Below are 9629 nucleotides of genomic sequence, written 5' to 3'. Positions count from 1 at the left end.
GGCTAAGCGGCATTGGGACTTGAGTGGGAGTTGGTGCCGGGTCAGGTCAGCTGCAGGGAGTAGGCGCGAACCAGCTCGTTCATCCGGTAACGGCCCTGTCCGATCGCCTTGAGCAGGTGGAAGTCGACCAGTTCCTCGAGCAGCCGGACGGCCCGGGAGACGGACAGTCCGGCCATCCTCGCGACCTGGTCGGGTTCGATCTCCTCCACGTCGATGCGACCGAGCAGCCGGAACAGCCGCTGGTGTTCCGGATCGAGCCAGTAGAAGGACATGTCGAAGGCGGCGGCCACCCCGGTGTTCTCCGTGTTCAACTCGGCCAGCCGGGACTCGTCGTCGGCGAGCCGCGCGGCCAGGTAGGACACGCTCCAACTGGTGCGGTTGCGCAGGCGGACCGCGGCGCTGCGGATGGCGAGCGGCAGCCGTCCGCAGTGCCGCAGGATCTCATCCACGGCCGCCGTCTCGGCGAGCGGTCGGTCGTCACCCACCACGCTGCTGAACAGGTCCCGACCCGCCGCGAGGGTGAATTCCGGCAGCGACAGCTGGCAGGTCGAGTGGAGGCTGGGCAGCCGGCGCCGGCTGGTCACGATGGTCAGGCACCCGGCAACGCCGGTCAGCAACGGCGTGATGTGGGAGGTGCTCGCGGCATCGTCGAGGATGACGAGAACCCGCTTGCCGAGTAGCCGGTTACGCCACGCCGTGCGCCGTCCCTCCAGGTCGGGCGGGATCGACCCGGCGGGCACGCCGGAGGTGCGTAGCAGCGTGGACAGGACCGACGAGGCCTCCGCCCACCGGCCTCCGATGCCGTGCGCGCCGAGGTCGACGAAGATCTGACCGTCCGGATACGCCGCCGCGAGCCGCCGGCCCAGGTGCAGGGCGAACGCGGTCTTGCCGATGCCGGCCATCCCGTCGATCGCGATGATGGCCGGTGGCGCCACGCTCAGCCCTTCGGCGTGCCGGCGCAGCGCCTGCAGGATCGTGGCCTCCTCCCGGTCGCGACCGGTGAGGCGCACCGCCTCGCCGGGCAGGTTGTGCCACGGGAACGGCGGCTCGGGCGCCACCGCTGGCTCGGTGGCGGCGGCCGGCAGCTCGCTGGCGAGGATCCGCCGGTGCAGGTCCTGCAACTGGGGCTCGGGGTCCACGCCCAGTTCGTCGCGGAGGAGACGCCGGGTGGTGTCGAACACCCTCAACGCCTCCGCCCGGGCGCCCGAGCGGCACAGCGCGGTCATCAGCTGCGCCACGAAGCGCTCGCGGAACGGGTTCTCCGCCACCGTGGCGGTCAGCTCCCCGATGAGCGATGCGTGTTCGCCGCGCTCCAGTTCGAGGTTGACGCACTGCTCCAGGGCGGTCAGCCGCAGCTCCTCGACGCTGACGACCTGGGACAGCAGCGGCGCGCTGGTCAGCCCGGCCAAGGCCCGGCCGCGCCAGATCGACAGGGCGGAGCGCAGCGCCTTGATCCTGCGCGCCGGATCGGTCTCCAGCCCGGCCAGCTCGACCTGCCGGGTGAAGTTCTCCAGGTCGAGCGCCGCGCCTCCGCGGTCGAGCTGGTAGCCGTCGCCGACCGGGCTGATCGTCACCCCGGTGCCGGCCAGCAGGGTGCGCAGGTCGGACACCGCGTTACGGATCTGCTTCGACGCGGTCGACGGCGCCACGTCGCCCCACACCGCGTCCACGAGTCGGGGCAGCGCCACCGGCTTGCCGTCGGCCAGCAGGAGCATGCCCAGGACGGTCTGCTGTTTCGCTCCGCTGATACGGATCGTCGTATCGTTCGCCTGACAGTCGAGCGGCCCGAGAACCCGAAACACCGTAACCGGCACTAGTTACCCCCGTAACTATGTGGCGATTGGTCAGGCGAAACCCTTACCCGACGACGGTGGCGAGACCGGAGCCGGCCACTGCCAGGCAAGCGTCGAGCCGGTGTGCTGCGCAGCAACGAGCAGCGCACAGGCTCGTGGCCGCAACGATAATGACGCCTCCGTCCCTTCGTCAACGGTGACGATGACATCCAGAAAGGTCTGAGCCACTCTGGGTAACTGACCCGGCGACGGCAGGCCGCAGGTCGCCACGCGGAGCCGATGCCCCTCCGCAGGGGGGTGGGAGGGCATCGGGAGCGGGCCGGGGGTCGAGGGCCGCGGTTACGGTGCGACGGGGGTCACCCGCAAGCCGGCCGAGCGTCACACTCCTGAGCTGGCTGAAGGTCGTCGTAAAGCAGCGGGGCAATTCGCGCATCGAAGCGAATGGGCGTTGTTCCGGGTTGCCTGAGCCGATGATGCCGACCGTCCCAACGAACGGTCTTGTACGAATTTGACGTGCCGGCCGGAGCACCGACGCAAGAAGTGCCCAAGCCCGCACAAGACTTCAGCAAGGTCCGCCCACGATAGACCCGCCGACCGGTCCGGCGAGGCCACCGAAACAGATGGCCGGCGTGGTGCGCCGCCGGCGCACCACGCCGAATCGCACCGCCCCCCGGGCGCGCCGGCCATCCTGCCGACTGCCCGACTGATCGAGCGGGGTCAGCTCGTGAGCGATCCCTTCAGCGCATCCCTGGAGAATCCTTCGGGCAACGGAAGTCCCAACAGCACGTACAGGGCGGCCAGGAACGCGGCGCGCTCGGATCCGCCGATCGCGCCGCCGCGCCGGATGGTCTTCGCGGTCGGGCCGACCGCCTTGAAGACGGCCGCGAAGTCGGCGGCGGAGAGCGCCGTGAAGATCTGTCCAGCGGCCTGGGACGGCGCACTGTCCGGTTCTCCGGAGTCGGTGCCCACCGCCGCGTGATCCTTCGCGATTCTCCCGATCTGCTCGGCCAACTGGGCCTTCACCGAGACCGTCTCGTCCGGCCGGCCGGCCACCAGCAGCGAACCGTCCAGCCACTGCTGCTCCACGCCCTGCGCGGAGCCGACGCGGGCCACCGGTACCACCAGGACCGGGGAGTGTTTGACGTTGAGGTCGAGCAGCAACAGACGCAGCCACAGCAGGTCGGCCCCCACCGCCTCCGCGGTGCAGACCAACGTCGGCGCTGCCGCCGCGAACTCGGCCGCCGCGACGAGGAGCGGCGTCTCCCGCAGCGACGCGGACACGGCCGCCGCCGTACCGGCCTCCTCGGTGAAGCTGCGCGCCCGCAGCGCGGGCGACCAGCGGACCGCTCCGGCGGGGTCCGCGCTCAGCACGGCGAGCGGCACCCGGCCGAGCGAGAAGGACTCGGCCCGGTCGGCATGGCCGGCCTCCAGCAGGTCGCTCAGGTAGGCGTCGACCGCCTGCTCGTGGCTCAGGCCGTCATGCCGGCCCGCCCGCAGCACCATCCCGGTCTTGATGACCGGCGGCGTCAGCCAACTGGCCGGGCTGGCGCCGGGTTCGTGCGGCCCGAGACCGAACCGGACCGGCAGCCCGATGCTGCGCGCGAATTCCAGGTCGGCAACCGAGTGCGCCGGGTTGACGATGACCGCGCCGGTGCCGAACTCGGGCTTGACCCAGTCCGCGACCCACACCGGAAGCAGATCGCCGTGCAGCGGGTGGCGCACGAAGCGGCCACTGAAGTACGGACGGCGCCGCACCTCGGTCCCCGCGAGCATTTCGTGGTCCGGGTGGACCGCCACCGCGCAGGCCGCGGTGAACGGCGACCAGTCGGTCGTGAAGGTGCTCAACGCGCCACCGCTCGCCGCGCCCGTCACGGGGTCGGCGAACGGCAGGCGGAAGACCGCCCCCGGCGCCCGGCGCAGCGCCTTCTGCTGCTTGCCGTCCAGCCGGGTGCCCCAGGACGGCGCCGATCCCGTGGCCACCGCCGCGAGCGCGGCCGGCGAGGGCGCGTAGGCCAGCGTCCACGGTCCTGCCTCCTCGTCCTCGGCGCTCACCGCGAGCCTGCCCGCGGACGCCAGGGCGCGCAGCAGGCCCAGTGCCGGGGTGGCGGGGGCCGGGGCCGGGGAGTCGAGGAGCGTGCCGAGCCGCTCGCAGGCGGCGGTCACCGCATTCAGCCGCCGCTCATGAAGGTCATTCAGCGGAGCGCCGATTGTCAGGACCTTGCTAGTCATGTTCGCCTCCACCATTGGTGTATCGCCGTGAGCACCCGGACATAGTAGGGCCCGATATATCCGCCGCAAATACGCACGGGGTGGCTAAAACACAGGTCAGGAACGTACAAGACGCCACGGCCGGAAGCCGACACGATAGCGCCGACAGGACTGTCCGCGGTCTCATCGGTTTGGAGCAAGTGCAGTGATCGCAAATGACGATTCGAGAACTCGGCCGGCCCGGCTCTCGGTGGGCCAGGAGCAGCTGTGGTTCCTGGAGCAGATGGCGCCCGGACTCGCCACGTACAACGTCTCGGTGGCCCATCGGATTTGCGGACCGCTGGACAGCGCGGCGCTCAGGACCGCTCTCAGCGAACTCGTTCGGCGGCACGAGTTGCTGCGCGGGACAATTACCACGGTCGACGGCGTGCCGGGGATGGTGATTGCTCCGCCCTCGGAGGTGCCACTGCCGATCACCGATCTGAGCGATGAGGCGCCCGAGGCACGCGAGACCGCGCTCGCCGAGGGCCTGCACGAGCACGCCGCCCGGGCGTTCGACCTCATCGGTGGCCCGCTGTACCGGTTCAAGCTGTTCCGCTGCGGCCCGGACGAACACGTGTTGTCCCTCGCCTTCCACCACATCGTTACCGATGGATGGTCGACCAGCCTGCTGCTCAGGCAGCTCTCGGACGCGTACGCCGCGGCCCGGACCGGCACCGAGCCGGCCCCGCCCAAGCCCGCCGACTCGGCCTCGGCCGCGCCGGTCCGGTTCGTCGACTTCGCGGCCGCGCAGCGCGCCGCGCTCGACAACGGTGACCTGGAGGAGCAGCTCCGGTACTGGGAGCGGCAGTTGGCCGCAGCCGCCCCGCTGGAACTGCCCGCCGACCGGCCGCGTCCGGCCGAGCCGAGCTTCTCCGCCGGCTCCACCAGCGCCGATCTGCCCGTCGACCTCGTGGGTGCCGTGCGCGCGCTGGCCGACCGCGAGGGCGTGTCCCCGTTCGCGGTCCTGTCGGCCGCGCTGGTCGTGCTCCTCAGCCGATACAGCGGGCACGACGACATCTGCCTGGGCACCGCCGCGCTCGGTCGCACCGATCCGGACCTCGAGCAGGTGGTCGGATACTTCACGAACATGGTGGTGCTGCGCACCACCCTGCACGACGATCCCAGCTTCGCCGAGCTCGTCGCCCGCGTCGCGGACACCGTGCTCGACGCGTACGACAACCAGGACGTCCCGTTCGAACGCGTCGTCGACCGCCTGCGTCCGCACCGCGACCCGGGCCGCAATCCGCTGTTCGGGGTCTGCGCCCAGTTCCTCACCGAGTTCACCGCCGGAACCGCGCTGGACCTGCCCGGGCTGACCGCGGAAGCCGTCGACGCGCCGTCACTCGGCGCGCGCTTCGACCTGGCGTTGACGTTTGTCGAGTCGCCGAACCGGTTGCGAGTGCTCGTCGAGTACGCCCTCGACCTCTTCGACGGCTGGCGGATCGATGCCCTGGTCCGTCACCTCACGCGGGTGCTCTCGGTGGCCTGCGCGCAGCCCGCGCGGCCGGTCTCGGAGCTGCCGCTGCTCGACGAGGAGGAGACCCGGGAACTGCTGGCCGCCGGCACCGGTGAGATGCTCGTCCACGCCGACGAGCCGGTCCACGTCGCCATCGCCCGTCGGGCGCAGGAGCAGCCCGACCATGTCGCCGCCGTGTGCGAGGACGACAGCTTGACGTACCGCGAGCTGGACCGCAGGGCGATCGAGCTGGCCGCGTTCCTGCGCGGCCGGGGCGTACGCGATGGCCACGTCGTCGCCGTGGCGGTGGAGCGGGACCTCGATGCGCTCGTCGCGCTGCTCGGCGTCCTCAAGGCCGGGGCCGCTTTCGCGATCCTGGATCCCTCGCATCCCGCGGGCCGACTGGAGTACATCCTGAAGGACACCGCCGCGCCCGTGGTGCTGACGCAGAGCCGCGTCCGGGACCGGATCCCCGAGACGGGGCCGTGGTCGATCGTAGAGATCGACCGGGAGCGGGAGGCGTTCGCCGAGGCCGGGGCCGCGGCCGAGCCCTGGGCCGAGGTCGGTCGGGACGCGCTCGCCTATGTCCTGTACACCTCGGGCTCGACCGGCCGGCCCAAGGGTGTGCTCATCGAACACCGCGCGCTGCAGTCGTTCATCGCCTCCTACCGTCGGGTCTTCGACCTCCAGCCGGACGACCGGATGCTCCAGCTCGCGGCGCTGGCGTTCGACATGTCCCAGGGGGAGATCTTCGCCGGCCTCACCGCCGGGGCGAGCCTGGTCCTCGTCGACAAGGAGACCGGGACCTCGCCCGCCGGGCTCGCCGCGCTCATGCGCCGGCAGCGGGTCACCTACATCTGCATGTCTCCGGCGATGTTGGCGCTGGTCGAGGGCGGACCGTACCCGGATCTGCGGAAGATCATGGCGGGTGGTGAGGCGGTGCCGGCCGAGATGGTCGCCAAGTGGAACCTGCCCGGACGCCGGTTGATCAACTGCTACGGCCCCACCGAGGCCGCCGTCGGCTGTACCTCCTACGAGTGCCCGCACGAGCCGGCCCGCAGCGCGCCGCCGATCGGCCGGCCCTTCACCGACCGGCGGATGTACGTGGTCGACAAGACCGATCGGCTGGTCCCCCGCGGCGTTCCCGGGGAACTGCTGATCGGCGGTGAGGAGGGCCTCGCCCGCGGCTACCTCAACCAGCCCGAGCTGACCGCCACGGCGTTCGTCGAGGATCCGTTCCACCCCGGTGGCCGGGTCTACCGCAGCGGCGACATCGTCCGCTGGAACCGGGACCACCAGCTGGAGTTCCTCGGGCGCGGCGACGGACAGGTGAAGTTGCGGGGCCTGCGGATCGAGTTGGAGGAGATCGAGTCCGCGCTGATGTCGCACCCGGATGTCGGCGTCGCCGCGGTGACGCTGCGGCCGGACCGGCGCGGGGAGGGGCGTCTCGTCGGGTACGCCTCCCCCGCCGCCGATCGGCGGCCGGACGCCACGGAACTGCGCGCCCACCTCGCCCAACGGCTGCCCGACTACATGATTCCGACGGCCTGGGTGTTCCTGGACAGCCTGCCGCTGACCACGGCCCGGAAGGTGGATCGCAAGGCGCTGCCGGACCCGGTCGACGTCGACCCCGAGGAGGACTACGTCGCCCCGGCGGGCGGCACCGAGCTGGCCGTCGCCCGGATCTACGCCGAGGTGCTCGAGGTCGACCGGGTCAGCGCGGCGGTGGCGTTCTTCGCGGCGGGCGGCAACTCGCTGCAGGCGATGCGGGTGGTCAGTCGTCTGGGCAAGGAGTTCGGCGTGAAGCTAAGGATGCGCACCATGTTCGCCGATGCCACGGTGCGTTCGGTCGCGGCCGAGGTGGACCGGCTGGTCGCGGCGCGGCCGGCGAGGGCGACCGAGGAGGCCGAAGCAGGGTCCGGCCGTGCACGCTGATCTGCTGGTGCCGTTCGGCGAGGGCGATGGTGACGCGCCGCCCTTGTACTGCGTGCACTCCGCCTCCGGTTCCGCCTACACCTACCTGCCGCTGGCCAGGCTGCTCGCCGGCCGGCGGGTCGTGGGCATCGAGGCTCCGGGGTACGACAGCGACGGCCTGCCCCCCACCGATCTGCGCGAACTCGCGGACCGCTACGCCCGCGCGGTGGTGGACGACTGCGGGGGACGGCAGGCGTGCCTGCTCGGCTGGTCCATGGGCGGCTCGGTCGCGTACGCCATGGCCGGGCGGCTGCGGGCGCTGGGGGTCGCCGTGCCTCTCGTGGTGATCGTCGACGCGCTGATGCACCACACCGAGCCGGTGCCCCCGGTGCGAGAGATCCTCACCAGGTTCGCCATCAATCTGGTCACGGAGGCGGGTGGCGGCCAGGCCGAGGAGCGCGTCATCGCCGCGCTGCGCGCCTGGCCGCCGGGCGCTCCGGTCACGGACGCCTGGGAGCTGCTCTACCGCGTCGACCTGATCCCCGAGGACCTGGACGTCGAGACGCTCGGCCGCCGGTTCGAGGTGTTCCGGCGTAACGTCGCGGCCCTGCACCGGTACGCGCCCGAACCCGGATATCCCGGCCCGCTGCTGGTCATCGACGGCGAGGATTCGGCGCGCGGGCCGCTGCGGTGGGCGGATGTGGCGCCGGACGTGCGCACCGCGACGGTTCCGGGTGACCACTTCTCGCTCTGGCGGGGGGCGGGCCTGGCGGTGTTGGGCGCGAAGGTGACGGACGCGCTGCGCGAGGCGTGCCCGTCGCCGGCCCAGGAGGTCCGGGCGTGACCGCGCGGGACGGCGTCGTGGCCCGGCGGAGCCTGTGGCACAACCGGGACTTCCTCACGTTCTGGTCCGGTGAGACGCTCTCACTGTTCGGCGCGCAGATCACCGTCCTCGCGCTGCCGCTGACCGCGGTGCTCACCCTCGACGCCCGGCCCGAGCAGCTCGGTGTCCTGCGGTTCCTGCAGATGGTGCCGTACCTGCTGTTCGGGCCGCTGTTCGGAGTCTGGGTCGACCGCCACCGTCGGCGTACGGCGATGATCGGGGCGAACGTCGTCCGCATGGTGCTGATCGGGCTGATCCCGGTGCTGGCCGGGCTCGGTCAGCTGAACATGCCGCTCCTTCTCATGATCACCTTTTGCGTCGGGATGGGCGCGGTGCTGTTCGACATCAGCTGGATGTCGTTCGTCCCCACGCTGATCCGTGATCCCGAGTACCTCGTCGACGCCAACTCCAAGCTCGCCGCCACGTCCGCGACCGCCGACGCGGCCGGGCCCGGCGTGGCGGGAGCGCTGGTGAACCTGCTGACCGCGCCGGTCGCGATGGCCTCGAACGCGGTGACCTACCTCGGCTCGGTGATCTCGCTGCTGCTCATCCGTACCGAGGAGACGCCGCCCCCGGCCACGGCGAAGCGGCGGATCCGCACGGAGTTGGCCCAGGGGTTCAGGTTCGTCGCGGGCAACCACCTGGTGCGGTGGATCGCGCTGGTCGGTGGCCTGGCGAACTTCTTCCTCTCCGCCACGCAGCCGATGTTCATCCTGTTCGCGGTGCGGGAACAGCACATCCCGTCCTCGGTGCTCGGCCTGATCTTCTCGATCGGCGCATGTGGCGGAATCATCGGCGGGATCGTCTGCCGTCGACTGATCAGCCGGCTGCACCTCGGCCGGGTCTACGCGGGCGCGCTGTGCGTCGCGTTCGTCCCCGCGCTGCTGCTGCCGGCGGCCAGCGGGCCGACCATCGTGCTGGGCGCCCTGTACACGGTCGCATGGTTCCTCGGGTCGCTCGGGCTGACGACGGTCAACATCGTGATCATGAGCGTGCGGCAGAATGTCACACCGCCGTCGCTGCTGGGCCGGATGAACGCGGCGGTACGCGCCGTGATGTTCGGGCTCGGTGCGCTCGGCGGCCCGGTCGCGGGACTGATCGCGGCCACGGCCGGGGTGCATGAGGCCCTCTGGATCTCGACCGGCTGCTCGGGGGTGTTCGTGCTGTGCGGGGTCGCGCTGTCGCCGCTCACCCGGTTGTGCGCGATGCCGGAGGCCGCGACGGACCCGGCGGACCCGGCGGATCCGACCGATGAGGCGGCCGACCTCGCTCGGTCCCGCCCCCCGTCCGTGCCTGAGATGGCCGACTGAGCTGCGCGCCACCGCGCATCGAG

At 71.5% G+C, this 9629-nt stretch carries 5 protein-coding genes; 3 read left to right on the top strand and 2 right to left on the bottom strand.

What is annotated here, in order from left to right:
* Positions 1 to 41: 41 nt before the first annotated feature.
* Positions 42 to 1715: an AfsR/SARP family transcriptional regulator gene (locus EFE23_RS20630; RefSeq protein WP_123242585.1), complete on the bottom strand. Its 1674-nt coding sequence runs from the start codon at positions 1713 to 1715 to the stop codon at positions 42 to 44.
* 795 nt (positions 1716 to 2510) lie between these two features.
* Positions 2511 to 4022, bottom strand: coding sequence for a class I tRNA ligase family protein (locus EFE23_RS20625; RefSeq protein ID WP_148058493.1), 1512 nt, complete (start codon positions 4020 to 4022; stop codon positions 2511 to 2513).
* Positions 4023 to 4206: 184 nt separating this feature from the next.
* Between EFE23_RS20625 and EFE23_RS20620 the strand changes: the two genes are divergently transcribed.
* Genes EFE23_RS20620 through EFE23_RS20610 form a run of 3 tightly spaced genes read left to right on the top strand, consistent with a single transcriptional unit; the run spans position 4207 to position 9606 of the window.
* The gene (locus tag EFE23_RS20620; RefSeq protein ID WP_123242583.1) at positions 4207 to 7434 is read left to right on the top strand and encodes a non-ribosomal peptide synthetase; all 3228 of its coding nucleotides are present in this window, start codon (positions 4207 to 4209) and stop codon (positions 7432 to 7434) included.
* Positions 7424 to 8257 carry a thioesterase domain-containing protein gene (locus EFE23_RS20615; protein WP_158675895.1) on the top strand — a complete coding sequence of 278 codons (834 nt, stop codon included), beginning with the start codon at positions 7424 to 7426 and terminating at the stop codon, positions 8255 to 8257. Before EFE23_RS20620 ends, EFE23_RS20615 begins: the two co-directional genes overlap by 11 nt.
* Positions 8254 to 9606: an MFS transporter gene (locus EFE23_RS20610; protein ID WP_123242581.1), complete on the top strand. Its 1353-nt coding sequence runs from the start codon at positions 8254 to 8256 to the stop codon at positions 9604 to 9606. The genes EFE23_RS20615 and EFE23_RS20610 overlap by 4 nt, the downstream gene beginning before the upstream one ends.
* Positions 9607 to 9629: the final 23 nt, after the last annotated feature.

Origin of the sequence: Micromonospora solifontis (genome assembly GCF_003725545.1) — a bacterium.
Lineage (GTDB): Bacteria > Actinomycetota > Actinomycetes > Mycobacteriales > Micromonosporaceae > Micromonospora > Micromonospora solifontis.
The sequence above is the reverse complement of the archived record's forward strand: the minus strand, read 5'-3'. Positions and strand labels throughout refer to the sequence as shown.

What these genes read in the sequence shown, in the direction of transcription:
- EFE23_RS20630 (WP_123242585.1), bottom strand. Translation starts at nt 1,715, where the DNA reads ATGCTCCTGCTGGCCGACGGCAAGCCGGTGGCGCTGCCCCGACTCGTG.
- EFE23_RS20625 (WP_148058493.1), bottom strand. Translation starts at nt 4,022, where the DNA reads ATGACTAGCAAGGTCCTGACAATCGGCGCTCCGCTGAATGACCTTCAT.